The 25,834-nt window shown below is 32.2% G+C and carries 21 protein-coding genes and 1 riboswitch; of the genes, 20 read left to right on the forward strand and 1 reads right to left on the reverse strand.

Annotated elements, in window-relative coordinates; all coding sequences use genetic code 11:
- Nucleotides 1-9: 9 nt before the first annotated feature.
- The 16 genes from B3086_RS14730 to pdxT all read left to right on the forward strand — a co-directional run bounded on the left by B3086_RS14730 (nucleotide 10) and on the right by pdxT (nucleotide 19,706).
- Nucleotides 10-1,995, forward strand: a complete 1,986-nt coding sequence (locus B3086_RS14730) for an aminopeptidase (protein WP_346878418.1) — start codon at nucleotides 10-12, stop codon at nucleotides 1,993-1,995.
- A gap of 141 nt (nucleotides 1,996-2,136) precedes the next feature.
- On the forward strand, nucleotides 2,137-4,164 hold the full coding sequence (locus tag B3086_RS14735) for a urocanate hydratase (RefSeq protein ID WP_346893757.1): 2,028 nt from the start codon (nucleotides 2,137-2,139) through the stop codon (nucleotides 4,162-4,164).
- Nucleotides 4,165-4,519: 355 nt separating this feature from the next.
- Nucleotides 4,520-5,524 (forward strand): hypothetical protein, encoded by a 1,005-nt coding sequence (locus B3086_RS14740; protein WP_346893759.1) that lies wholly within the window; start codon nucleotides 4,520-4,522, stop codon nucleotides 5,522-5,524.
- A 304-nt stretch (nucleotides 5,525-5,828) separates the two neighbouring features.
- On the forward strand, nucleotides 5,829-6,680 hold the full coding sequence (locus B3086_RS14745) for a formate/nitrite transporter family protein (RefSeq protein ID WP_346893761.1): 852 nt from the start codon (nucleotides 5,829-5,831) through the stop codon (nucleotides 6,678-6,680).
- A gap of 182 nt (nucleotides 6,681-6,862) precedes the next feature.
- Nucleotides 6,863-7,882, forward strand: coding sequence for a cell wall-binding repeat-containing protein (locus B3086_RS14750; protein ID WP_346847176.1), 1,020 nt, complete (start codon nucleotides 6,863-6,865; stop codon nucleotides 7,880-7,882).
- A gap of 22 nt (nucleotides 7,883-7,904) precedes the next feature.
- Nucleotides 7,905-8,444 carry a hypothetical protein gene (locus tag B3086_RS14755; protein ID WP_346879411.1) on the forward strand — a complete coding sequence of 180 codons (540 nt, stop codon included), beginning with the start codon at nucleotides 7,905-7,907 and terminating at the stop codon, nucleotides 8,442-8,444.
- Between the two features lie 155 nt (nucleotides 8,445-8,599).
- Nucleotides 8,600-8,771: riboswitch (Lysine riboswitch) on the forward strand.
- A gap of 265 nt (nucleotides 8,772-9,036) precedes the next feature.
- Nucleotides 9,037-9,417 (forward strand): hotdog domain-containing protein, encoded by a 381-nt coding sequence (locus tag B3086_RS14760; RefSeq protein ID WP_035130526.1) that lies wholly within the window; start codon nucleotides 9,037-9,039, stop codon nucleotides 9,415-9,417.
- A gap of 69 nt (nucleotides 9,418-9,486) precedes the next feature.
- Nucleotides 9,487-10,311 (forward strand): 3-keto-5-aminohexanoate cleavage protein, encoded by an 825-nt coding sequence (locus tag B3086_RS14765; RefSeq protein ID WP_150845313.1) that lies wholly within the window; start codon nucleotides 9,487-9,489, stop codon nucleotides 10,309-10,311.
- 110 nt (nucleotides 10,312-10,421) lie between these two features.
- Nucleotides 10,422-11,459, forward strand: a complete 1,038-nt coding sequence (locus B3086_RS14770) for an L-erythro-3,5-diaminohexanoate dehydrogenase (protein WP_035130522.1) — start codon at nucleotides 10,422-10,424, stop codon at nucleotides 11,457-11,459.
- 71 nt (nucleotides 11,460-11,530) lie between these two features.
- Nucleotides 11,531-12,781: a lysine 2,3-aminomutase gene (gene ablA / locus B3086_RS14775; protein WP_035130520.1), complete on the forward strand. Its 1,251-nt coding sequence runs from the start codon at nucleotides 11,531-11,533 to the stop codon at nucleotides 12,779-12,781.
- 22 nt (nucleotides 12,782-12,803) lie between these two features.
- Nucleotides 12,804-13,829, forward strand: a complete 1,026-nt coding sequence (locus B3086_RS14780) for a hypothetical protein (RefSeq protein ID WP_035130517.1) — start codon at nucleotides 12,804-12,806, stop codon at nucleotides 13,827-13,829.
- Nucleotide 13,830: 1 nt separating this feature from the next.
- Complete coding sequence (locus B3086_RS14785; RefSeq protein ID WP_035130514.1) at nucleotides 13,831-15,309, forward strand: MutS-related protein; 1,479 nt, start codon at nucleotides 13,831-13,833, stop codon at nucleotides 15,307-15,309.
- Entirely contained in the window at nucleotides 15,299-16,855 is a 1,557-nt protein-coding gene (locus B3086_RS14790) for a lysine 5,6-aminomutase subunit alpha (protein ID WP_346847178.1), read from the forward strand. The genes B3086_RS14785 and B3086_RS14790 overlap by 11 nt, the downstream gene beginning before the upstream one ends.
- Entirely contained in the window at nucleotides 16,855-17,643 is a 789-nt protein-coding gene (locus B3086_RS14795; RefSeq protein ID WP_346847179.1) for an OAM dimerization domain-containing protein, read from the forward strand. The genes B3086_RS14790 and B3086_RS14795 overlap by 1 nt, the downstream gene beginning before the upstream one ends.
- Before the next feature lie 595 nt (nucleotides 17,644-18,238).
- Nucleotides 18,239-19,117, forward strand: coding sequence for a pyridoxal 5'-phosphate synthase lyase subunit PdxS (gene pdxS / locus B3086_RS14800; RefSeq protein ID WP_346847180.1), 879 nt, complete (start codon nucleotides 18,239-18,241; stop codon nucleotides 19,115-19,117).
- Nucleotides 19,118-19,121: 4 nt separating this feature from the next.
- Entirely contained in the window at nucleotides 19,122-19,706 is a 585-nt protein-coding gene (gene pdxT, locus B3086_RS14805; protein ID WP_346894098.1) for a pyridoxal 5'-phosphate synthase glutaminase subunit PdxT, read from the forward strand.
- A gap of 115 nt (nucleotides 19,707-19,821) precedes the next feature.
- On the opposite strand, the gene abc-f is transcribed toward pdxT, so the two are convergent.
- On the reverse strand, nucleotides 19,822-21,735 hold the full coding sequence (gene abc-f, locus B3086_RS14810; RefSeq protein WP_346893763.1) for a ribosomal protection-like ABC-F family protein: 1,914 nt from the start codon (nucleotides 21,733-21,735) through the stop codon (nucleotides 19,822-19,824).
- Nucleotides 21,736-22,183: 448 nt separating this feature from the next.
- On the opposite strand from abc-f, the gene B3086_RS14815 reads away from it, so the two are divergent.
- The 4 genes from B3086_RS14815 (at nucleotide 22,184) to B3086_RS14830 (ending at nucleotide 25,833) form a co-directional block, all read left to right on the forward strand.
- A complete protein-coding gene (locus B3086_RS14815; protein WP_346893765.1) occupies nucleotides 22,184-22,834 on the forward strand; it encodes a redox-sensing transcriptional repressor Rex in 651 nt (216 codons plus the stop codon).
- Nucleotides 22,835-23,078: 244 nt separating this feature from the next.
- On the forward strand, nucleotides 23,079-23,858 hold the full coding sequence (locus B3086_RS14820; RefSeq protein ID WP_346879414.1) for a short-chain-enoyl-CoA hydratase: 780 nt from the start codon (nucleotides 23,079-23,081) through the stop codon (nucleotides 23,856-23,858).
- Between the two features lie 36 nt (nucleotides 23,859-23,894).
- Entirely contained in the window at nucleotides 23,895-25,034 is a 1,140-nt protein-coding gene (locus B3086_RS14825; protein ID WP_346847183.1) for an acyl-CoA dehydrogenase, read from the forward strand.
- 13 nt (nucleotides 25,035-25,047) lie between these two features.
- Nucleotides 25,048-25,833 (forward strand): electron transfer flavoprotein subunit beta/FixA family protein, encoded by a 786-nt coding sequence (locus B3086_RS14830; RefSeq protein WP_035130493.1) that lies wholly within the window; start codon nucleotides 25,048-25,050, stop codon nucleotides 25,831-25,833.
- Nucleotide 25,834 lies beyond the last annotated feature (1 nt).

The following is a 25,834-nucleotide window of genomic DNA, read 5'->3' on the forward strand; positions in this document are numbered from 1 at the left end:
GGGGATGAAATGAGGAACATATGTAATCTTAATGGAGTAAAAGAAATATATTTAATAAATACTCAGGGGAAAAATTATTTAACTTTCTTTAAGACAATGGGGGAAAAACTATATTCAATATGTAGTTTAGAAGAAAAGTTAAATGATGAGTATTTTCAAAAGAAAGACTTTGATGAACTTTTAAAAGAAAATCATGAAATTTATAATGATTTACTAGGTGACAACTATAAAACAAGTTACGGCAACCCAGACTATGCAGTGAAAGAGCTAGGAAAAGAAATGGGCCAAATAGCTACATATTTATATAATAGGTTAAATGAATGTATATCTTTAGTATTTTCTCATAAGACTGAGAAGATAGAAAAGTTACTACAGCTATTTACAGATGCCTATGCTTACGTAGTTAAAAATGGTGATAATGCTAATGGTTTAATGGAGCTTATAAGGGATTTTGAAGTTAGCATTTTAGACATGGAAGCTGAGGAAAAGGTTAATAATATAGCTTTAGATACTAAGGGTTATTACAGAGCTATAGTTGATGAAGCAAATGCAGAAGATTTAAGATACTTATTTAAGTACGGAAAATATATAACTGATAATGAAATAAAGACAGCTAAATTTTTGTCTACCTATGAAGATGTAAACAAGATTGCATATACCATGGTTAAAGGATATATGGATAGCTTTATAAGAGAAAAGAAGGATTACACTATTAAGTCTACAGTTAGACTAATATACTTTGTTGGTCAAGAGGCTATTGTTAAAGAGGTTATAAAGGAGTTTGGTAAATACAACTTAACCCCTGTCCTTGCAATGGTAGAATCTACTGAAGCAAATAAACAGTTTACTTATGATCATAGATTTGATAATGCTTTATTCTTCAGTAAAAACTATGCAGAAGTTAAAGAAGAAAGATTTACAGCTACCTTTGAAAGATTTAAAGAAGGTTTAGGAAAGTATTCAGGAATTGCAGTTATTGAAAGCTTTGGAGAGGTTCCGTTTGCACCTGAAAGCAAGAATACAGCTTTAAAATTAAGTGAAGAACAAAGTAAGGTTTACCAAAATGCAACGGTAAGACTTAGAACTATTCAAGATAAGTACATGCCATCTAAGGAAACAACCTTTACTATTATAGCTTTCCCTAGTCCAGAAATAGGAGAAAATTTTGAGGAAATCTTTGCTGATACTATGAAGATAAATACTCTTGATTCAGACAAGTGGGAAAGAATCCAAAATGATATTATTGGGGCTTTAGATAAGGGTGAGTTTATCCATGTTAAGGGCTGCAATGGAAATAGAACAGATATAAAGGTTAAAATGCAGGAGATCAACAATCCAGAAAAGGAAACAAACTTTGAAAACTGTATTGCCACTGTAAATATACCGGTTGGAGAGGTATTTACATCTCCAATGTTAAAAGGAACAAATGGACTTCTACATCTAGAAGAAATCTTCCTAGATGGCCTTAAATATATAAACTTAGAACTTTTATTTAAGGATGGATATATTGCTGAATATAACTGTTCTAATTTTGATGAAGAATCTAAAAATAAAAAGTATGTAGAGGAAAATCTGTTGTTCCCAAATAAAACTTTACCTCTTGGTGAGTTTGCAATAGGTACAAACACCTTAGCATATGTTATAGCGCAGAAGCATAATATAGTACCTATACTTCCTATCCTTATTGGAGAAAAGATGGGACCACACTTTGCAGTGGGTGATACTTGTTATTCTTATAGTGAAGATGAAAGAGTTTATAATGCTTTTGATGGAAAAGAAATAATTGCTAAGGATAATGAAAAATCTATTCTTAGAAAAACGGATATAGAGAGTGCATATACTCAATGTCATACAGATATAACTATACCTTACGATAGCTTAGAGTTTATAAATGCTATAACAAAGGATGGGGAAGTTATTGAAGTAATTAAAAATGGTAGATTTATTCTAAAGGGCACTGAGGAATTAAATGAACCTTTCAATGGAGAGGCTTAATAAACAGAGTTCTTAGCTTCTTCGAAGCTTAGAAATCGTTATCCAGGGACGTAGCTGCTCTTTATTCCTACTTTAAAAAAGATAGGAATATTAGAGCAGGTAGTCATCGGATATATTTTTTATAGAAATAGGAGGAAAATTATGATTAATAACATTGATATTAAAAATAAGATGGTAATAAAGTTAGATGATGAATTACCAGAAATGCCTAAGTTTCAAGAAGGAATTAGAAGAGCTCCTGACAGAGGTTATAGCTTAACACCTGCACAAACTGAATTAGCTCTTAAAAATGCTTTAAGATATGTTCCAGAACATCTTCACGAGAAATTAGCTCCAGAGTTTATGGAAGAGCTTTTGACAAGAGGAAGAATATATGGATATAGATTTAGACCAGAAGGAAAATTAAGTGGTAAGTCTATAGATGAATATAAAGGAAATTGCGCAGAAGGTAAGGCCTTCCAAGTAATGATAGATAACAACTTAGATTTTGATGTGGCATTATATCCTTATGAACTTGTTACTTACGGTGAAACAGGACAAGTATGCCAAAACTGGATGCAATATAGACTTATTAAAAAATACCTAGAAAATATGACAGATGAACAAACTTTAGTAGTAGAGAGTGGTCATCCATTAGGATTATTTAGAAGTTCTAAAACTGCTCCAAGGGTAATAACTACTAATGGTCTAATGGTTGGTATGTTTGATAATCCAGAAGACTTCCATTTAGCAACTCAACTAGGAGTAGCTAACTATGGACAGATGACAGCTGGTGGTTGGATGTATATAGGACCTCAAGGTATAGTTCATGGTACCTTCAACACTATAGTAAATGCAGGAAGATTAAAACTTGGAGTGGCTGATGATGGAGATTTAAGAGGTAAGATATTTGTAACTTCTGGTCTTGGCGGAATGAGTGGTGCTCAACCTAAAGCTATAGAAATAGCTAATGGAGTAGGAATTGTAGCAGAGGTTGACTATTCAAGAATCAAAACAAGACTTGATCAAGGCTGGGTTTCCATGGCATCAAGTGATTTAGAAGAAGTTATAAGAGTTGCTAAAGAAAAGGCTAAAAATGAAGAGTCTATCTCTATAGCATATCATGGAAATATCGTAGATTTACTTGAATACATCTTAGAAAATGATATTCATATAGATTTATTATCAGACCAAACTTCTTGCCATGCTGCATATGATGGTGGGTATGCACCAGTAGGAATTTCTTTTGAAGAAAGAACCAGATTATTAAAAGAAGATAGAGAAAAATTCAAAGAGCTTGTAGATATGACCTTATTAAAGCACTACGACATAATTAAAAGGTTAGTTACTAAGGGAGTTTACTTCTTTGATTATGGTAACTCATTTATGAAGGCAATCTATGATGCTGGTGGAAAAGACATAGCTAAAAATGGTGTAGATGAAAAGGATGGATTCATTTATCCTTCTTATGTTGAAGATATCATGGGACCAATGCTATTTGACTATGGTTATGGACCATTTAGATGGGTATGCTTAAGTCATAAACATGAAGATTTAATAAAAACAGACCATGCTGCGATGGAATGTATTGATCCAAATAGAAGAGGACAAGATAGAGATAACTACATTTGGATTAGAGATGCTGAAAAGAACCAATTAGTTGTTGGGACAGAAGCTAGAATATTATATCAAGATGCACAAGGTCGTATGGATATTGCTCTTAAGTTTAATGAACTTGTAAGAAATGGTGAAGTTGGACCAATCATGCTTGGAAGAGATCACCATGATGTAAGTGGTACAGATTCTCCATTTAGAGAAACTTCTAATATAAAAGATGGAAGTAACATGATGGCTGAAATGGCAATCCAATGCTTTGCAGGAAATGCAGCAAGAGGAATGAGCTTAATTGCTCTTCACAATGGTGGAGGAGTTGGAACAAGTAAGTCAATCAATGGAGGATTTGGATTAGTTCTTGATGGTAGCGAAAGAGTTGATAATATTATAAAATCATCTATGGCATGGGATGTTATGGGCGGAGTTGCTAGAAGAGCTTGGGCAAGAAATCCACATTCTATTGAAACAAGTATGGAATATAATGAGAAGAACAAAGGAACAGATCATATAACTCTTCCATATATACCGAAGGATGAATTAATAAAATCTGTTATTGAAAAAGCTTTAAATAAATAAATCATAATTTAAATAATTGAATAATTTAATTGGGTATATAGTATTAAAAGATTAAGACTATATACCTGATTTTTTATTTTTTTAGTTTGTATTTAGTTGTAAATAAAATAAATTTTTATATTTTTTTTACAAAGTAAATAAAATATATTAATAAAAATATAAAAAAAATAAGTTCTAAGTTGAAGGTTGCTTCGTATATTTTTATGGGGATGATTTTTTAATATATGTAGTAAATTTAAATGAAATAAAAACAATGATTAAACAATGTATATACATTAGTAGATAATATTGAATAGAGTATTTGCAAGTAGTATAATAGTTAGGGTATTTGATGTGTAGATAAGGAGGGGTAGTGTTGAATTATAGAAAAAAAGTTAGAAAAGTTAATAAAATAAAAATATTTGTCGTAGCAATAACACTAATTAGTACCCTTTTTATTTTAGTTGGATGTAAATCCGATATTGAAGAAGAAAGAGATCCAATTATAAACAATTATACAAGTGCTGTAATAGAAAAAAACAACAATATATATATTTTTGATGAGCATGAGGAATATTTAGAAGGGGTAGGAGATTTGCATAGGCTGAAAGAACTTTCTGCTTTAAGTAATGACTGGAGTAATATAGCTTTTAAATATTTAGATGAGAAAGATAAAATAAATATATATAGTATGAAAGATGAGGAATATAAAGTATTACAAATAAATGATATAGGTGAAAATCAAATATCTAATATATCATGGATGAATAATAAATTAGTAGTTCATTTATATATAGATCCTACCACAAGTAAATATCTAATTTATGATGCAGACACTTTAGAACTTTTGAATTCCTGCGAAGGAATCTTAATAGATGTTCTTAATGAAGGTAATACTCTAGTTTATGGTAGAGATAGTAATGGAGTTACTAATATATACTTTAATAATGCACAAATAATTAGTTTGGAAGATAGTGGAGAAGTTTTATTAAAGGGAAAAGTATCTCCTAAAAAGGATGAGATAGCTTTTATTACCTTTAGTTTTGATAAGGAAAAATTAACTCAATGTGAATATTTGTATAGAGGAAAAATTGAGAATGGTAAAATAAAGGATGTTTTTAAGACTGTTAAGCCCTATGAAATAAATGGAGACATAGTATATGAGGGTGATGAACTGGTTATATATAGCCAAGAAGGAAATTATTTAGTAAAAGATGAAGAGTTTATAGAAGAAGAAAATGAGGAAATGAAGAAAAAGCTCAATGAAAATTCTATGAAACTTAAAAACATGCTTAAAAATACCTTTGAAAGCGAAAGTATAAATGAAAACTTATCATGGAATGAAATTGGAGTTTTTAATATTACCTGGTTTACTAGGTAATATTTTTTTGTTGTATAGGAAAGTATAGATTTTTACGCTTTATAGGTTTTACCGTTAGGAATGCGGCGCATGCCACTTTTTTTATGTCTAAATTGTGAACATGCATATAAATATAGCTGTAATAATATATGAAATTTCATGAAAGTTATTGTAATATTTAAAATATACAGATAAATTTCCGAGGTGGATTTTTTCCAGGTTTTATTAAGGGGAAATCTGTTGACACCTTGTGTAGGCTTCAATATAATTAACGTGGAAAGTAAAAAAAACAAATTAAAATGTAGAAATACTGGAGGAACTTCTAATGGATAAAAAAATGCTTTCACCTGATGAAATTACTAATTATGTAGAACAGGTTGGAGTAAAAAAGGCTAATAATAAATGTGTACAAACTTTATTTTTAGGTATTTTAGCAGGAGTATTTATAGCTTTAGGGGCATATGCATCATCAGTAGCATCACATGGAATCAGTGATCCTGGATTACAGAAATTTGTGGCAGGTATAGTATTTCCAGTTGGATTAATTTTAGTGTTAATATGTGGAGCAGAATTGTTCACAGGAAATTCATTATTAAGTGTAGCTTGGGCTGAAAAAAAGATAACCACAGGTCAAATGTTTAAAAATTGGGCACTTGTTTGGATAGGAAACTTTATTGGAGCTGCTTTTGTAGCAATACTAGTTTTTGAATCAGGTCTTTTATCAACAGGAAACGTTGGAGGCTATGCTATTAAGGTAGCAGCGGCTAAGGCAAGTATGGGTTTTGTACCTGCAATTGCAAGTGGAATATTGTGTAATGTCATAGTATGTGTATGTGTATGGGGTTCCTATGCAGCTAAAGATGTAACAGGAAAAATATTCATGGGTTTCTTTCCAATATTTGCTTTTGTTATAGCAGGTTTTGAACACTGCGTAGCTAATATGTATTACTTTTCTATAGGATTGCTTGCAAAAACAAATTCAGCTTTTGTTGAAGCATCTCATGTAGCTGTTGAAAAATTAGATAATTTAACTATAGTTGGAATTTTTAATAATCTAATTCCTGTAACCATAGGAAATATTATTGGTGGTGCAGTTTGTATTGGATTAGTTTATTGGTTCATATATAGAAAATGTAATAAAAAGAATATTGAGATAAGAGAGAAGTTATCAGCATAGTATATATAAATTCATGGAAAATTGTGTTAGAATTAAGTTTTAGCATGATTTTTTTTATAAGATTTTATGGAAAATTGTAAAAATCTATATTGATTTGTAAAAATCTATTTTATATTTGAGGCACATAATATAAAATAGATAGTATGAAGATGAATACTAAATTAATTAATGGGGAGGGTTATATGAAGAAGAAAGGAAAAGTTATCAGTTCAATTGTAGCTTTAAGTATAATGGGGGCAATAGCCTTTAGCATTAATAATAGAGTAGAAGCAGATGCAGTAAAAATAAGATTAGGTGGGAGCACTAGATATGAAACTGCTGTAGAAACATCTAAACAGGGATGGCCTAGTGGAAGTAAAACCATAGTACTAGTGTGTGGAACGGATTATCCTGATGCACTAAGTGCGGCACCTTTAGCTAAAAAGTATAATGCTCCTATATTGCTAACAGAACAGAGTGCATTATCTACTGTAGTGTCCAATGAGATAAATAGATTGAAGCCTTCTATAGCTTACATAGTTGGTGGAGATGGAGTTGTATCTAAAAATGTACAATCCCAGTTAAAGGGAATGGGCATTGATGTTAAAAGATTAGGTGGTATCAATAGGTATGAAACAGCTGTAAAAGTAGCTGAGCATATTGGAACATCTAATGGAGTTGTTTTGGCTTCAGGGGTAAGTTTTGCCGATTCTCTATCAATAGCTCCGGTGGCGGCAAAACTAGGAATGCCTATATTGCTAACAGATGTGAATGAATATAACAGTTATAATAAAAAGTTCATTCAAAATAATAGCATACCTAAAACTTATGTTATAGGTGGGGATGGTGTGATATCAAACTCTAATATGGCTAATTATAAAAGTCCTGAAAGAATTAGTGGAATTGATAGATATGAAACTAATACAGCAGTTTTTAATTATTTTAAAGGAAATGTTAATTTAAACAAAATTTATTTAGCATCAGGAATAGATTTTCCAGATGGATTAGTAGGAGCACCAATAGCTGCATTAACTTCTTCTCCAGTAATTCTTATGGAGGAATCAGGAACTTATTATCCTAAAGTTTTAGCAGCAATAAAAGGAATAAAATCCGATCAAGTATTGGTTTTAGGTGGAGTTGGAGTAGTTAGCGACAACATAGTTAATAAGGTTTTAGAGGCAGTAAATTATGAGGAGAAATTTAAGGTTTTAAGTATTGAATAGCTCAAAAGTGGGTGAAATTAAAGTGAGACCTATAGAAGATATGCTTAAAGACCTACCCTTGGGGGTATCTGCTTTAACAGAACAAAAGGTTCATAATAAAAAGTTGACTTGTATAATAATTAAAGATGATTTTAAAGATTTTATATATTTGCCTAATTCTATGCAGTTTAATTTCAAAAGCGCCTATGTAAAAAGTAATAAAGTAATCTCAGGGCACTTGATTATAAGAATGAAAGATGATATAAAAGAGAAGTATTATCCTTTTCACTTTAATTATTATGATGAAAAAACATTAAGTTTAATTATAAATTTAAGTCATCAAAGAAAATTATACTTAATACTAAGTAATAAATATAATGATTATAAAATTGTTTGTTTTAGAAATAGTTTAAAAAGCTTTTTTAGAAGATATATAATTAATTGTATAAACTATGGTTATCGATGGAGTGATGAAGATTACAAAGAATCAATTTGTAATCTTGTATCTTCATTTCCGAGTATAGATGACTTATGGAAACGATTAGGTGGACAAATTACTATGAGTATACTGAAAAAAGTATAAGAAAAACGGTGAAATGTTAAGTAAAATTCAAAATCTACAAAAAACTTATATTAATTTAAAAATTTTTTAAAAAAACCATTGCATTTCTAAAATATTAGATTTATAATAGGTACATGATAAATAATAAATTGAATTGTTTAAAAATTTAATATTGAATCATAAGTAGAGGCGCTTATAAATTGGTAACTGATAAATGTTAAAGAGAATACCCTCTGATGTTACAGTGAATTGTTTATAGGCCGAAAGGGTACAAAGGTATTTTGTATTACTTGGGGATAAGACACAAGGTTTTATCACTGCCATGTTATATGGAGAGCTATTTATGGAATGAAAAATATTCATTGCATTGATAGTTCTAACTAACCAAGTTATCTAATGGTGTTGAATATTTTCAACGCCATTTTTTATTTACTATATTTTTATCCGATGACTATCATCTCTAATACTATGAACTTTTTCAAAGTGAGAGTAAAAGAGCTGCTACGTCCCTGGATAACGATTTCTAAGTTTCAAAGAAACTAAGAAATCTGTTTATACTAAAAAGTTATACATAAATAAAAAGTAAACGATTATTTTATAGGGGGAAAAGAAAATGAAATCAGTAATCAGATTAAGAATGAGCGCACATGATGCACACTACGGTGGAAATCTTGTTGATGGAGCAAGAATGCTACAATTATTTGGAGATGTAGCTACAGAATTATTAATACAAAATGATGGAGACGAAGGTCTATTCAAAGCTTATGAAAACGTAGAATTCATGGCACCTGTATTTGCTGGAGATTATATCGAAGCTGTAGGTGAAATCGTACACGTTGGAAATACATCAAGAAAAATGACTTTTGAAGCTAGAAAAGTAATAGTTCCAAGACCTGAAATCAACGATTCAGCTTGTGACGTTTTAGAAGAGCCAATAGTTGTTTGTAAAGCAACTGGAATATGCGTAGTACCAAAAGATAAGAAGAGAAAGTAATTAAGTAACTATATGCAAGAATTCTTGCAGAAACATTGTTAAAAAATTAACTATATAGGAGGATTTTAAATGGAAAAGTTAATAATTGCTGCAGCTATTTGTGGTGCAGAGGTTACTAAAGAGCAAAATCCAAATGTTCCTTACACAGTAGAAGAAATTGGTCAAGAGGCAGAAAAATGTTATAAAGCTGGAGCTAGTATAATTCACCTTCATGTTAGAAAAGATGATGGTACTCCAACTCAAGACAAAGATAGATTTGAAGCTTGTATGGCTGAAATAAGAAGAAGATGTCCAGATGTTATCATTCAACCATCTACTGGTGGTGCTGTAGGAATGAGCAATGAAGAAAGACTTCAACCAGTTGATTTAAGTCCAGAAATGGCAACATTAGACTGTGGAACTTGTAACTTTGGTGGAGACGAAATATTTGTTAATACAGAGAACACAATCAAAGAATTCGGGGAGAAGATGATCCAGTTAAACGTTAAGCCAGAAATCGAAGTATTCGATAAAGGTATGATTGACATGGCCATCAGACTTCATAAAAAAGGATTTATAAAAGCACCAATGCACTTCAACTTCGTTATGGGAGTTAATGGTGGAATAAGTGCTGGAATGAGAGACTTTGTATTTATGAAAGAAAGTATTCCAGCAGGAAGCACTTACACAGTATCAGGAATAGGCAGAAATGAATTCCCATTAGCTGCAATGTCTATGATAGAAGGTGGACATGTAAGAGTTGGATTTGAAGATAACGTATACCTATCAAAAGGTGTTATGGCAGAAAGCAATGCTGATCTAGTTGAAAAAGCTGTAAGAATAGCTAAAGAATTAGGAAGAGAAATTGCAACTCCAGCAGAAGCAAGAGAAATATTAGGACTTAAAGCTTTATAATTTGAAGCATAACATAAGAAGCTATTTTTAACGTATAAGATTAAAAATATAATAAACAATAATTAAGTAGAAAAAATTTATTGAGACTAAAGTAAAAAGGAGTGTTTTTAATGAAAAAAGGATGTAAATATGGAACTCACAGAGTAATAACACCAGCAGGAGTATTACCACAACCAGCTTTAAAAATAGACAATACAATGGAAATATATGATAATGAAATACTTATCGACGTTCAAGCTTTAAACGTTGACTCAGCAAGCTTTACACAAATAGAAGAAGAAGCTGGACATGACGTAGAAAAAATAAAAGCAAAAATCCTTGAAATCGTTGGAGAAAGAGGAAAAATGCAAAACCCTGTAACTGGTTCAGGCGGAATGCTTATCGGAAAAATAGCTAAAATAGGAGCTGCATTAGAAGGAAAAACTGATCTTAAAGTTGGAGACAAAATCTCTACATTAGTATCTCTTTCATTAACTCCACTTAAAATAGAAGAAATCATCGATATTAAACCAGACATCGATAGAGTAGAAATTAAAGGTCAAGCAATATTATTCGAAAGCGGATTATATGCTAAACTTCCAGAAGATATGGAAGAAACTTTAGCACTAGCTGCACTAGACGTAGCAGGAGCTCCAGCTCAAGTTGCTAAATTAGTTAGACCAGGACAATCAGTTCTTTTATTAGGAGCAGCAGGAAAATCAGGAATGTTATGTTGCTACGAAGCAGTTAAAAGAGTTGGACCAACAGGAAACGTTATTGGTTTAGTTAGAAACGAAGAAGAAGCTGCAAGATTAAGAAGATTAAACTTAAACATGAAAATAGTTATCGGAGATGCTACTAAAGCTATCGACGTAATGAACTTAGCTTTAGCTAACAACAACGGCGAAGAAGTTGATGTATCTATCAACATAGTTAACGTTCAAAACACAGAAATGTCAACTATATTACCAGTTAAAGATGACGGTATAGTTTACTTCTTCTCAATGGCTACAGCATTCACTAAAGCTGCTTTAGGAGCTGAGGGTGTAGGTAAAGACGTAACTATGATAGTAGGAAACGGATATACTAAAGGACATGCTGAAATAACATTACAAGAGTTAAGAGAAAACGAAACTCTAAGAGCTATATTCCAAGAATTATACGTTTAATCCGTAGATTATAATTGATTAATTAATAAAATTAATATATATAAATGTGAAATTATAGGGGGTAACAATTAATGAATACAACTCGTAGAAAAGAATTATTTCCAAACGTTACAGATGAACAATGGTTTGACTGGAAATGGCAAACAAAAAACAGAATAGAAACTTTAGATGAATTAAAGAAGTATATTCCATTAACTCCAGAAGAAGAAGAAGGAGCTAAAAAATGTCTTGAAACTTTAAGAATGGCTATAACTCCTTACTACTTATCATTAATCGATCCAAACAATGCTAATGACCCAGTAAGATTACAAGCTATCCCAACAGGATTAGAAGCTCATAAATCTGCTGCAGATTTAGAAGACCCACTACACGAAGATACAGATTCTCCAGTACCTGGATTAACTCATAGATATCCAGATAGAGTATTACTTCTTATAACTGACCAATGCTCTATGTACTGCAGACACTGCACAAGAAGAAGATTTGCAGGACAAAGCGATGACTGCATGCCAATGGAAAGAATAGATAAAGCTATAGATTATATCAGCAAAACACCAGTAATCAGAGACGTTCTATTATCAGGTGGAGATGCTTTACTAGTTGACGATTCAGTACTTGAGTACATCATCAGCAAATTAAGAGCAATACCACACGTAGAAATAATCAGAATTGGTTCAAGAACACCAGTAGTTATGCCACAAAGAATTACTGATGGCCTTGTAAATATGTTAAAGAAATACCACCCAATCTGGTTAAATACTCACTTTAACCATCCAAACGAAATCACAGAAGAGTCTAAAGCTGCATGTGAGAGAATGGCTAATGCTGGTATACCACTAGGAAACCAATCAGTACTTCTAAGAGGAGTAAATGACTGTGTTCACACAATGAAACAATTAGTTAACGATTTAGTTAAAATCAGAGTTAGACCTTACTACATCTATCAATGTGACTTATCATTAGGACTAGAGCACTTCAGAACTCCAGTTTCTAAAGGTATCGAAATCATTGAAGGATTAAGAGGACATACTTCTGGATACTGCGTACCAACATTCGTTGTTGACGCTCCAGGCGGCGGTGGAAAAACTCCAGTTATGCCAAACTATGTAATTTCTCAAAGCCATGACAAAGTAATACTTAGAAACTTTGAAGGAGTTATAACTACTTACTCTGAGCCAACAAACTACACTCCAGGATGTACTTGTGATGTTTGTACAGGTAAGAAATCAGTTCATAAAGTTGGAGTTGCTGGATTATTAAACGGTGAAAAACTTGCTTTAGAACCAACAGGATTAGAAAGAAACGAAAGACACGCTCACTAGAATATAGTTAGAAGTGATCTTAATGAATGAAATTTTAAAGTTATTGAAACCATATAAAAGTGTATCTATTATAGGTATGAATAAAAATGTGGGAAAAACTACAACTTTAAACCATATCTTGAAGGAGGCTAGGGGCTCTGTGTCCCTTGGCCTAACTTCTATAGGGAGAGATGGTGAAGAGTTAGACAGGGTTACGGCTACAGAGAAACCTAAGATATATATTGAAAAGGGGACTGTGATTGCTACAGCCAAACAATGTCTTTTAAATAGTGATTTCACAAGAGAGATTGTAAGAACTACAGGAATAAATACTCCTATGGGAGAAGTTGTTATTTGTAAAGCCTTAAGTGATGGTTATGTGGATTTAGGAGGACCTTCCGTGAATTCATATATGACCAATATAAAAGATCAATTATTAAGTCTTCAGTGTGATCTTGTAATAGTAGATGGAGCTTTAAGTAGAAAGACCTTTGCTTCACCCGCCATAACAGAAGCTACAGTGTTATCTACAGGAGCCGCTCTATCAAGAAGTATGAAGACCGTCATAAGTGAGACAAAACATACTATGGATCTATTAAGTTTACCCCATGAGCAAGATAGGTCTATTTTAAATGTCGCAACAAAAATATGTGATTCAGGAATTGTAGGCATCATTTATAAGGATGGTACCTATAAAGTACTAGAGGTTTTAACTGCCCTAGAAGCTTCAAAAGAAATTGTAGAAGCTTTGAGTGAACAAGTATCCCATGTAGTTATTAAAGGTGCAGTTTCTGACAAACTTATTAAAAATATCATGACTTCTACTAACCTATATAAAGATATAACTTTTCTTGTGGAAGATGGTACTAAGCTATTTATTAGTAGTGAAAGCCTTTATAGATTCCATAGGCAAGGTGGAGTCATAAAGGTCCTAAATAAGATAACTGTGGTTTGCATAACTTCAAATCCAAAATCACCTTATGGATATGAATTTCCAAAGGATGAATTCTTAAAAGGTCTTAGAGAAGCTGTCAATGTTCCAGTATTTGATGTATTAGGGGGGAAATAATATGAAGTTTTTAGATAATGAACAAAGGGCTCAAATAGGGTTTTCCTTTATCATGGATGAGCTTGGTATAATAACTCCTTATGGTACTGAGGAAAAGAAGCTGATAAAGCCTTTTAGAATTAATGAGTATGATAAATTGGTAGAAGAGCTTACTAACGTTGAGCTGATGATAGGTCATATGAATGAATATCATGATGAGTTTAACGATATAGTAAGACTTCTACACAAGATTAAAGATATAAGAAATACATTAAGAAGAGCAGAGAAGGTAGAAATATTAGATGAAGTTGAACTTTATGAGGTTAAATATGTATCTATGCTTTTGGAAGAGCTTAAATTAGTCTTAGATAATATTAATTTATCTGTAGGTAAAATTAAGCTTCATTCCCTAGAAGAAGTAATAGATATATTAGACCCAAGTAAAAAACGTTTATCTACATTCTATATTTATGAAGAATATAGTGAAAAACTTTCTCAGATAAGAAAACTAAAAGGTGAAAAGGAAAAAGCAATTTTTTCTTGCAATGATGAAGGTCTTATTGAAAAGTTAAAACAAGAGCGATTAGATATTGTTATTCAAGAGGAAGAAGAAGAGTTACATATTAGAAAAGAACTTACTTCTAAATTGTCCTCCTTTAGTAGATATATATCAGAAAATTTAAAAGTGGTAGGTATTTTAGATTTATTAATGGCAAAGGCAAGCATTGCTATTAAATACAATTGTGTTAAACCTAACATAGTTAAAGAGATGAATATTGATATAGAGGATGGAATAAATCCTGAAATTGAAGCGATCCTTAAGAAAAAAGGAAAAGCATTCTCTCCTGTTAATATACAGCTTCATGGAGGAACTACGGTGATAACTGGAGCTAATATGGGAGGAAAGAGTGTAGCATTAAAGACTATTGTTTTAAACCTATTTCTTGGACAATTGGGCTTCTTTGTATTTGCAAAAAAAGCAACTTATCCAGTATTAGATTTTATTCATTTTGTTTCAGACGATATGCAATCTATATCTAAGGGATTGAGTACTTTTGGAGCTGAGATAATTAAATTAAAAGAAGTGGTAGAGTGTGTAAAACGTGGAGATGGATTTGTAGCTCTTGATGAGTTCGCTAGGGGAACAAACCCTAAAGAAGGATATTACCTTGTAAAATCTCTTGCAAATTATCTACAAAAATTTAACACTGCTAGCATAATATCTACCCATTATGATGGTGTGGTAGAAGAACCTATGGTTCATTATCAAGTTGTAGGACTAAAAAATATAGACTTTGAGAAACTAAAATATAAGATTGATCTTAATAAGACTCATTCAGTTGAAATTATCCAAGAGCATATGGAATATAAACTTGAAAGAGTATCTAAGACAAATCAAGTACCTAAGGATGCGCTAAATATAGCGATGCTATTAGGATTAGAAAAAGACATAGTGAATATAGCGAAAACATATTATGAGGAGGAGTACAATGGAAAGTAAATTAAATTTAGATTTAAATCTAGTTGCTAAAGCTAGAGAATCATCAAAGAATATAGCTCAAGACACTCAAAAGTTCATAGACAGACATACTACAGTAGCTGTAGAAAGAACTGTATGTAGATTATTAGGTATAGATGGCGTAGATGAATTTGGAGTACCACTACCAAACGTAGTTGTAGAAAACATTAAAGCTGGAAACGGATTATCTGTTGGAGTTGCTGTATTAGTAGGTAATGCTATGGTTAACACTGGATTAACTCCACAAGAAATAGCAGAAAAAGTAGCTAAAAATGAATTAGATTTAACTAAACTACCTATGAAAGATATGTTTGAAATAAAAATGGCAGTTGAAAAAGTTGCTAAAAACATGGTAGCTACAATCAAAGCTAACAGAGGCGAGAGAGAAGCTTACCTTGAAAAATTCGGCGATAAAACAGGTCCATACCTTTATGTTATCGTTGCTACAGGAAATATCTATGAAGATATAATTCAAGCTAAAGCTGCTGCAAAACAAGGTGCAGACGTTATAGCTGTTATTAGAACAACAGGACAAAGCTTACTTGACTACGTTCCATACGGAGTAACAACTGAAGGATTCGGAGGAACTTTTGCAACTCAAGAAAACTTCAGACTTATGAGATCAGCTTTAGATGAAGTTGGAGAAGAATTAGGAAGATACATCAGATTATGTAACTACTGTTCAGGATTATGTATGCCAGAAATAGCTGCTATGGGAGCTATGGAAAGACTTGACGTAATGCTTAACGATGCATTATACGGAATTCTTTTCAGAGATATCAACATGCAAAGAACTATAGTTGACCAATATTTCTCAAGAGTAATCAATGGTTTTGCAGGAGTTATAATCAACACTGGTGAAGATAACTACTTAACAACTGCTGATGCTGTTGAAGAAGCTCACACGGTGCTTGCTTCTCAATTCATCAATGAGCAATTTGCTTTAGTTGCAGGACTTCCAGAAGAGCAAATGGGTCTAGGACACGCATTTGAAATAAATCCAAATGTTGAAAATGGATTCCTATATGAGCTTGCTCAAGCACAAATGGCTAGAGAAATATTCCCTAAAGCACCACTAAAATACATGCCTCCAACTAAGTTCATGACTGGAGATATATTCAAGGGTCAAGTACAAGATGCATTATTTAACATGGTTACAATAATGACTAGCCAAAAATTACACTTATTAGGAATGTTAACAGAAGCTATACACACTCCATTTATGAGTGATAGAGCACTATCTATTGATAATGCACAATATATATTCCATACAATGAAAGACCTTGGTTCTGAAATCACTTTCAAAAAAGGTGGAATAATGGAAACAAGAGTTGATGAAGTTCTAGGAAAAGCTGCTGATCTATTATCTGTAATAGAAAAAGAAGGTTTATTCAGTACTTTAGAGCAAGGTAAATTTGCAGGTATTAAGAGACCTCTAAACGGAGGAAAAGGATTAGATGGAGTTGTTGAGAAGGAAGCTAATTACTTCAACCCATTTATAGATTTAATGTTAGGAGGAAACAGATAATGAGTGGTGGATTATATTCAACAGAAGTTAGAGATTACGATACTAATTTAGATCTAACTAAACTTAAACCTTACGGAGATACTATGAACGATGGAAAGGTTCAAGTGAGTCTTACTTTACCAGTTAAAGATGATGAAAGAGGAATAGAAGCTGCTATTCAACTTGCAAAATCAATGGGACTTAAAGATCCAAACGTTGCTCATCACGGATCATTAGATAAAGAGTTTACATTCTATGTAGTATATGGTTCATTAACTCATACTGTTAACTATGAAGAAATTCATGTTCAAACTGTAGAAGTAGATACTATGTCTATGTCAGAAGTTGGAGAATACATTGAAGAGCACATCGGAAGAGATGTAGTTATCATAGGAGCTTCAACAGGAACAGACGCTCACACAGTTGGAATCGATGCTATAATGAACATGAAAGGTTTCGCTGGTCACTATGGTCTTGAAAGATACAAAGGTATCGAAGCTTACAACCTAGGAAGCCAAGTAGAAAACGAAGAGTTCGTTAAGAAAGCTATCGAGCTAAAAGCTGACGTTCTTCTAGTATCTCAAACAGTTACACAAAAGGATGTACACATCCAAAACCTTACCAACCTTGTAGAGTTATTAGAGGCAGAAGGTTTAAGAGATAAAGTTGTATTAATCTGTGGTGGTCCAAGAATAACTCACGAACTTGCTAAAGAATTAGGATACGATGCAGGATTCGGACCAGGAAAATATGCAGATGACGTTGCTAGCTTTGCAGTAACTGAAATAGTTGAAAGAAAGTTAGTTTAATTTAAAAAGTTTAATGTTTAAAAGTCTAGTTTAATGTTTATATATATATTTAGTTTATAGGGATAAAAACTAAAAGGGTTACGTGAAATAAAATTATAGGGTATATAAGTAGAATGAAGAAATTCATTCTACTTTATTTTTTACTCCAAATCTACGATTTGGCTAAGTAAAAAATACTCATTCGAATGAATATGAGAAGGAGTTTCCTCGAGAGCAAAGCGAAAAGTCACGTTAGTGACACCACTCCAAATCTACGATTTGGCTAAGTAAAAATAAGTGAGAATCTAAATCTTTGATTTAGTAGTTCGAACTTACTCCTTATAACGTATGTGAAAAGGAGTTCCTATTAAAAATAAATATGAGAAGGAGTTTCCTTATAAATACAATAACTATTTAACTATGAATCTATTTAAATGTTTTTATACATAGATAGATATATAGTTATATTGTACCCATACAAATAATACAAAATATTAATATTTATCAAATTGTATTGATTTAATATGACGTTTATGGAATAATTGTATTGTAAAGATTAAATGAATAGATACAAAATATACATACAATTTTGTACTATACTGTAGGGGGAATATAAATGAATACAAGATCAGAGTTAAACAAAAACCTAGCAGAAATGCTAAAGGGTGGAGTAATAATGGATGTAGTTAATGCTGGGGAAGCTATAATTGCAGAGAAAGCAGGAGCGGTTGCTGTAATGGCTTTGGAACGTGTGCCTTCTGATATTAGAAAGCAAGGTGGCGTTGCTAGAATGTCAGATCCTAAGATGATAAAAGAAATTCAAGAAGCTGTATCTATTCCAGTAATGGCAAAGGTGAGAATAGGTCATTTTGTAGAGGCACAAATATTAGAAGCCATTAAGATTGATTATATAGATGAAAGTGAAGTATTAACTCCAGCGGATGATTTATTTCACATAGATAAAAAAGGATTTAATGTACCTTTTGTATGTGGAGCTAGAAACCTAGGAGAAGCACTAAGAAGAATAGGTGAGGGAGCTTCCATGATAAGAACTAAAGGAGAAGCTGGTACTGGAGATGTTGTAGAAGCTGTAAGACATATGAGAACTATGATGAGTGAAATAAGAAAAGTACAAAACACACCGAAGGAAGAGCTTATGACTATAGCTAAAGAAATGGGTGCACCATATGACTTAATAGTTTATGTTCACAACCATGGAAGACTACCAGTAGTTAACTTTGCTGCCGGTGGAGTAGCTACCCCAGCTGATGCAGCTTTAATGATGCAACTTGGAAGTGATGGAGTTTTCGTTGGTTCTGGTATATTTAAATCAGCAGACCCAGAAAAAAGAGCTAAAGCTATAGTTCATGCTGTAGCAAACTATAATAATCCTGAAATCTTATCACAAGTTTCTGAGGATTTAGGAGAACCTATGGACAGTATAAATACTAAGGATATACCAGATGGCAAATTATATGCATCAAGAGGATGGTAGTACCATGATAACTATAGGTGTACTAGATTTACAAGGAGCTGTAAAAGAACATGTAGATAAGATTAATAATATAAGTGGAGCCACAGCCTTAAGAGTGAAGAATGTGAAGGACCTAGAGGATATAGATGGCCTTATAATTCCAGGAGGAGAAAGTACTACCATAGGAAAACTATTAAGGGATTTTCAGATGCTATCTCCACTAAAAAGCAAAATTGAAAGTGGGATGCCAGTATGGGGAACCTGTGCAGGTATGATAATTCTCGCTAAATCCATCCTAGGAAGTGATTACAACCATTTAGGTGTTATGGGTATAGAGGTAAGAAGAAATGCTTATGGCTCTCAATTAGACAGCTTTATAACGGATGAAATAGTGGGAGGTGTCAGTGAAGAAAAAATACTTCTAGTATTTATAAGAGCTCCTTACGTTGAAAAAGCGCATGAAGGGGTAAAGGTGCTATGTAAACTAGATGAAAAAATCATAGCATGTAGAGAAAACAACATGCTAGCAACATCATTTCATCCAGAGTTAACAGAGGATTTATCTATGCATAAGTATTTTTACAACATGTGCAAAGATATATCAAAATAAATAATGAGCTTTGGCAAAATAAATCATTAATCTTATATAAAATGCTGAGGATGTACTTTGATAATATAAGTGCATCCTCAGCATTTATTTAGTTTAATTTATTTTGAAGAAGCTCCTAAGCTAGTTCTTCCCATTGATCATATAGGTTTTGAAGTTCTTCTTCGGTTTTTTGTATCTCTTTATTTATTTCTATGCTTTTTTCAGGGTTGGAATAGACTTCTTCAAGGCATAGCTGCCCTTGGAGCTCCTCAAGAGATTCCTCAGTAGCTGCTATTTTATTTTCAATGTTTTTAAGAATATTAGCTTTTTCTTTTTCAGCTTTTTCAGCTTCACGTTTTTTCTTTTTATCTAGCTTTAACTGAGTCTTAGTAATGCCTGAACCTTCCTCTATATCCTCAAACCTTAAAGGGTTTTTCTTTTTCTCTACGTAATAGGAATAGTTGCCTAAGTATTCTTTCACTCCATCCTCATTAAGCTCAAAGATTTTATTTATAATTTTATTTAAGAAGTATCTATCGTGGGATATGAGAATTATTGTGCCATCATAGTTTAAGATTGCATCTTCTAAGGCCTCACGAGAGATAATATCTAAGTGGTTTGTAGGTTCATCTAGAAGAAGAAAATTAGCTTTAGAAAGCATTAGTTTTAGTAAATTAATTCTACATTTCTCTCCACCACTAAGAGTAGATATGGACTTAAATACGTCATCCCCTGTAAATAAGAAGGCTGCAAGAGCCGATCGTATCTCCGTAGTAGTCATATGAGGGAAATCATCCCACACCTCATCTAAAATAGTTTTATTAAAGTTTAAATTAGATTGCTCTTGATCGTAATATCCAACAAATACGTTTTTACCTAACACTTTAATCCCATTATCTGAAGGTATTTTATCCATGATTATTCTAAATAAAGTAGTTTTGCCACGGCCATTTTCGCCTATAAGAGCAATTTTTTCTTCTCGTTTAATATCCATATTTAAACCTTCAAATAGAAGTTTTTCACCAAAACTTTTACTTAAATTTTCTACATAAAGAACATCATTACCACTTTTAATTTGTGTTTCAAACTTTATTTTTGAAGCCTTTGCATCTTTGATAGGTGCTTCTATTCTTTCTATCTTATCTAAGGCCTTTTGGCGACTTTCAGCAGCTTTTATACTTTTCTCACGATTAAAGGACTTATACTTAGTTATGATTTCTTCTTGTCTTTTAATCTCTGCTTGTTGAAGGTCGTAAGCCTTCTGCATCACTTCTTTATTTTTCTCTTTAAGGTCGATAAAGGCTGTATAATTTCCGTTATAGCACTGTGCAGTTCCACCTATAAGTTCTATAGTTTTATTGGTGATAGCATCTAAGAAGAATCTATCGTGGGAAATTACTATAATTGTGCCTTTAATCTCTTTAAGGTAGTTCTCTAACCATTCTATTGCATCAAGGTCAAGATGGTTTGTAGGTTCGTCTAGAAGCAAAATTTCAGGTTTTCTAAGAAGGAGCTTACATAAAGCAACTCTAGTCTTTTGACCACCGCTTAATATAGATATGGATTTATCAAAATCAACTTCTGTAAAGCCTAGGCCTTTAAGTACACGACTAATTTCGCCTTTATAAGTGTATCCACCACGATTTTCATAAACCTCTGTTAAAGTAGTATAATCACGTATAATCTTATTGTGATAATCTTCTTTAGCAGCATCATAAGGTTCCTTCATCTTCTCTTCTAAATTGTGTAATCTTTCCTCCATATCTATCAGTGACTTAAACACGGAAAGAAGTTCAGTATATATGGTATTATCTGAATCTAGAGAAAGGTTTTGAGAAAGATATCCAAGTTCCTTTGATTTATCTATATATAGCTCACCACTATCATATTCCATTTGATTGGTTAAAATTTTAAATAGGGTTGATTTACCTGCACCATTAGCACCTATTAATCCTATTTTTTCACCTTCATTTACATTGAAGGTAATATCTTTTAAAATCATATCTATTCCGAAGTATTTACTTATGTTTTTACAACTTAAAACTATCATTTATTTCACCGTCCTACTAGCATTTTAACATGAAAGTTAGAAATTTAAAATAATTTGTATAGTACAGTGGAGTAATGGGTATTGTGAGTAATAGGAAACATTGTTATATATAATACAAAGAAAAGTAAAATTGGTATAAAAATTAAGTTTGTGTGATTTTATATATTATTTATAATAAAAAGTTAAAAAAATTTATAATTTATATATACAATAAAGTATTTTAAATGTACAATATAGCATTATAGTTTATTTATTAAAAAATATATAACAAATCAATGGTAATATAGTATAATATCTATATGAATAAAACCTCCGTTGAATATGAGACTAGAATAGTTATTTTAGAAAATATTTAATAGAGAATTATAGTATGAAAAAGCATGAAAATAAAAGACAAGAAGAATAAATAAGAAATATATAAAGAATATATATAAGGAGTTGATAAGAGGTGGAGAAGAAAAGAAGCATTTCTATGGCTGTAATAAAAAGGCTACCTAAGTACTACAGATATTTGCGCGAATTAGATAAAAATGAAGTTGATAGAATATCCTCTAAAGAACTAAGTGAAAGAATTGGGTTTACAGCTTCACAAATAAGACAGGATTTAAATTGTTTTGGAGATTTTGGTCAACAAGGGTATGGATATAATGTTAAGGAATTATTATATCAAATATCTGTTATATTAGGCCTTAACAAAGAGTATAACACTGTAATAATTGGAGCTGGAAATATAGGTCAAGCAATTGCTAATTATACAACCTTTGATAAGATGGCATTTAATCTTAAAGGTATTTTTGATGTAAATGTAAAACTTATTGGACTTAAAATAAGAGATATTGAAATTAGAGATATGGATGAGTTAGATGGTTTCTTACAGAGAGAAAAGATTAACATAGCTATAATTTGTGTTCCTAAAAATAGAGCTCAAGGGGTAGCAGATGTGGTAACAAAGAATGGCGTAAAGGGAATATGGAATTTTGCACCTATAGATCTAAAGGTTAACGAGGATGTTATTGTAGAGAATGTACATCTTAATGAAAGTTTAATGACTTTAAGTTACTTATTAAATGAGCGTGAAAAAGAAGAAGAATTCCTATAATACTAAAAAAAGACAATACGAATTTCTTAAAATTTGTATTGTCAGGAATTTTTTGAATTTAATTATATGAATTAAGTAAAAAGATTCATTAAAAAACATAAATAAAATATAAATTAGGTTGAAAAAGAATTATAAACAGTCTATAATAGTGATTAAGGTATTAGAACCTTAATCACTATTTTTGTTAAATTAATAACGATTTATGGCGGCTAACACCTGAAAAATTGCATGGGGGATTTTGAACATGGATTATAAGAACATAGTCTTGGAAAAAGAAGGAAATGTGGCTTTGGTTAAACTAAACAGACCTAAAGCATTAAATGCTTTAAACACAGAAACTTTAAAAGAAATTGATTGTGTTATCCAAGAAATTTCTGGGGATAAAGAAATTTATGCAGTTATTCTTACAGGAGAAGGTAAAGCTTTCGTTGCTGGAGCTGATATTTCAGAAATGAAAGAAATGAATGCTATAGAAGGTAAAGAATTTGGTATTCTTGGGAATGGGGTTTTTAGAAAACTTGAAAAACTTGAAAAACCTGTTATAGCTGCAGTTAATGGTTTTGCATTAGGTGGTGGATGTGAACTTGCAATGGCTTGCGATATTAGAATTGCATCAGTTAAAGCTAAGTTTGCACAACCAGAAGCAGGGCTTGGAATAACTCCTGGGTTTGGCGGAACTCAAAGGTTATCAAGACTTGTAGGTGAAGGAATTGCAAAAGAATTAATTTACACTTGTGACATGATCAATGCTGAAGAAGCTTTAAGAATTGGATTAGTAAACAAGGTAGTAGAACCAGAGACACTTTTAGATGAAGCAAAAGCTATGGCTAATAAAATAGCTAAGAATGCTCCTATAGCTATAAGCCAATGTAAAGCTGCTATCAATAGAGGCTTGCAAATGGATATTGATAGTGCAGTATTATATGAAGCTGAAGCATTTGGAATGTGTTTTGCTACTGAAGACCAAAAAGAAGGTATGACAGCTTTTGTTGAAAAGAGAGACAAGAATTTTAAGAATAGATAATCGAAATAGATAATCGTATAAGTAGGAGGTATTATAATGAATTTTTCATTAACTAAGGAACAAGAACTTGTAAAGCAAATGGTAAGGGAGTTTGCTATTAATGAAGTAAAACCTATAGCAGCTGAAATAGATGTTACAGAAAGATTCCCAATGGAAAACGTAGAGCAAATGGCTAGATACAACATGTTAGGAATTCCATTCCCAACTGAATTCGGTGGAGCAGGTGGAAACAACGTATCTTATGCTATGACTGTAGAAGAACTTTCTAAAGTTTGCGGAACTACAGGAGTTATAGTTTCTGCACACACTTCTTTATGTGGAGCACCAATATACCAATTTGGTACTCAAGAGCAAAAAGAAAAATATTTAACACCACTTGCAAAGGGTGAAAAACTAGGTGCATTTGGTCTTACTGAGCCAAACGCAGGTACTGATGCTGCTGGACAACAAACAACAGCTGTACTTGAAGGAGATCACTACGTATTAAACGGTTCAAAAATATTCATAACTAACGGTGGAGTTGCTGATATCTTCGTAGTATTTGCAATGACTGATAAATCAAAAGGAACTAGAGGAATATCTGCTTTCATAGTTGAAAAGGATTTCCCTGGATTCTCAATAGGAAAAGTTGAAGAGAAGTTAGGAATAAGAGCATCATCTACTACTGAATTAGTATTTGAAAACTGCATAGTTCCAAAAGAAAACTTACTTGGAAAAGAAGGAAAAGGATTTGCTGTTGCAATGCAAACTCTTGATGGAGGAAGAATTGGTATAGCAGCTCAAGCTTTAGGACTAGCTCAAGGAGCTTTAGATGAAGCTGTTGCTTACATGAAAGAAAGAAAACAATTCGGAAAATCAATAGCAGCATTCCAAGGACTTCAATGGATGGTTGCTGATATGGATGTTCAAATAGAAGCTGCTAGACTTTTAGTATACAAAGCTGCATACAAAAAAGATATGGGTATGCCATACTCAGTAGAAGCTGCTAGAGCTAAATTATATGCTTCAGAAGTAGCTATGGATGTTACAACTAAGGCTGTTCAATTATTTGGTGGATATGGATACACTAAAGAATATCCAGTTGAAAGAATGATGAGAGATGCTAAGATAACTGAAATCTACGAAGGAACTTCTCAAGTTCAAAGAATGGTTATCGCAGGAAGCATATTGAAATAGGAGGTAGTGAAAGATGAAAATAGTTGTTTGTGTAAAACAAGTACCAGATACAAATGAAGTTAAAATAGATCCAAAAACAGGAACTCTTATAAGAGATGGTGTTCCTTCAATAATAAACCCAGATGACAAAAACGCTTTAGAAGGAGCTTTACAATTAAAAGATACTTATGGTGGACACGTAACTGTTATAACAATGGGACCTCCACAAGCAAAAGTAGCTTTAGAAGAAGCATTAGCAATGGGAGCAGACGAAGCTATACTAGTTACAGATAGAGCTTTCGCTGGAGCTGATACATTAGCTACATCTCACGCTTTAGCTGCAGCTATTAAAAACTTAGATTATGATATAATATTCGCTGGAAGACAAGCGATTGATGGAGATACTGCACAAGTTGGACCAGAAATTGCTGAACACTTAGGAATGCCTCAAATAACTTATGTTGAAGCAGTTAGCCAAGAAAAAGAAGGCGTATTAAACGTAAGAAGAGCTTGGGAAGATGGATATGAAAATATCAGAGTTAACACTCCAGTTCTATTAACTGCAATCGAAACTTTAAACGTGCCAAGATATATGAACATTAAAAACATATTCGCAATGGCTAAAGAAAAAGAAGTTAAAGTATGGACTGTAGCAGACATTAACGTTGATGTTAACCTACTTGGTCTTAAAGGATCACCTACAAAGGTTAAAAAATCAATGACTAAAGAAGCTAAAGGACAAGGTGAAATATTTGAAGTATCACCAAAAGAAGCAGCTTCAATTGCGCTTTCAAAACTAAAAGAAAAACACTTCATCTAAG

Source organism: Clostridium sp. UBA871, from assembly GCF_002295255.1.
Lineage (GTDB): Bacteria > Bacillota > Clostridia > Clostridiales > Clostridiaceae > Clostridium_J > Clostridium_J sulfidigenes.

Bases quoted from the DNA above. Each gene is read 5' to 3' on its own strand.
- B3086_RS14730 (WP_346878418.1), top strand. From the start codon at position 10: ATGAGGAACATATGTAATCTTAATGGAGTAAAAGAAATATATTTAATA.
- B3086_RS14735 (WP_346893757.1), top strand. From the start codon at position 2,137: ATGATTAATAACATTGATATTAAAAATAAGATGGTAATAAAGTTAGAT.
- B3086_RS14745 (WP_346893761.1), top strand. From the start codon at position 5,829: ATGGATAAAAAAATGCTTTCACCTGATGAAATTACTAATTATGTAGAA.
- B3086_RS14750 (WP_346847176.1), top strand. From the start codon at position 6,863: ATGAAGAAGAAAGGAAAAGTTATCAGTTCAATTGTAGCTTTAAGTATA.
- B3086_RS14760 (WP_035130526.1), top strand. From the start codon at position 9,037: ATGAAATCAGTAATCAGATTAAGAATGAGCGCACATGATGCACACTAC.
- B3086_RS14765 (WP_150845313.1), top strand. From the start codon at position 9,487: ATGGAAAAGTTAATAATTGCTGCAGCTATTTGTGGTGCAGAGGTTACT.
- B3086_RS14770 (WP_035130522.1), top strand. From the start codon at position 10,422: ATGAAAAAAGGATGTAAATATGGAACTCACAGAGTAATAACACCAGCA.
- ablA (WP_035130520.1), top strand. From the start codon at position 11,531: ATGAATACAACTCGTAGAAAAGAATTATTTCCAAACGTTACAGATGAA.
- B3086_RS14780 (WP_035130517.1), top strand. From the start codon at position 12,804: ATGAATGAAATTTTAAAGTTATTGAAACCATATAAAAGTGTATCTATT.
- B3086_RS14785 (WP_035130514.1), top strand. From the start codon at position 13,831: ATGAAGTTTTTAGATAATGAACAAAGGGCTCAAATAGGGTTTTCCTTT.
- B3086_RS14790 (WP_346847178.1), top strand. From the start codon at position 15,299: ATGGAAAGTAAATTAAATTTAGATTTAAATCTAGTTGCTAAAGCTAGA.
- B3086_RS14795 (WP_346847179.1), top strand. From the start codon at position 16,855: ATGAGTGGTGGATTATATTCAACAGAAGTTAGAGATTACGATACTAAT.
- pdxS (WP_346847180.1), top strand. From the start codon at position 18,239: ATGAATACAAGATCAGAGTTAAACAAAAACCTAGCAGAAATGCTAAAG.
- pdxT (WP_346894098.1), top strand. From the start codon at position 19,122: ATGATAACTATAGGTGTACTAGATTTACAAGGAGCTGTAAAAGAACAT.
- abc-f (WP_346893763.1), bottom strand. From the start codon at position 21,735: ATGATAGTTTTAAGTTGTAAAAACATAAGTAAATACTTCGGAATAGAT.
- B3086_RS14820 (WP_346879414.1), top strand. From the start codon at position 23,079: ATGGATTATAAGAACATAGTCTTGGAAAAAGAAGGAAATGTGGCTTTG.
- B3086_RS14825 (WP_346847183.1), top strand. From the start codon at position 23,895: ATGAATTTTTCATTAACTAAGGAACAAGAACTTGTAAAGCAAATGGTA.
- B3086_RS14830 (WP_035130493.1), top strand. From the start codon at position 25,048: ATGAAAATAGTTGTTTGTGTAAAACAAGTACCAGATACAAATGAAGTT.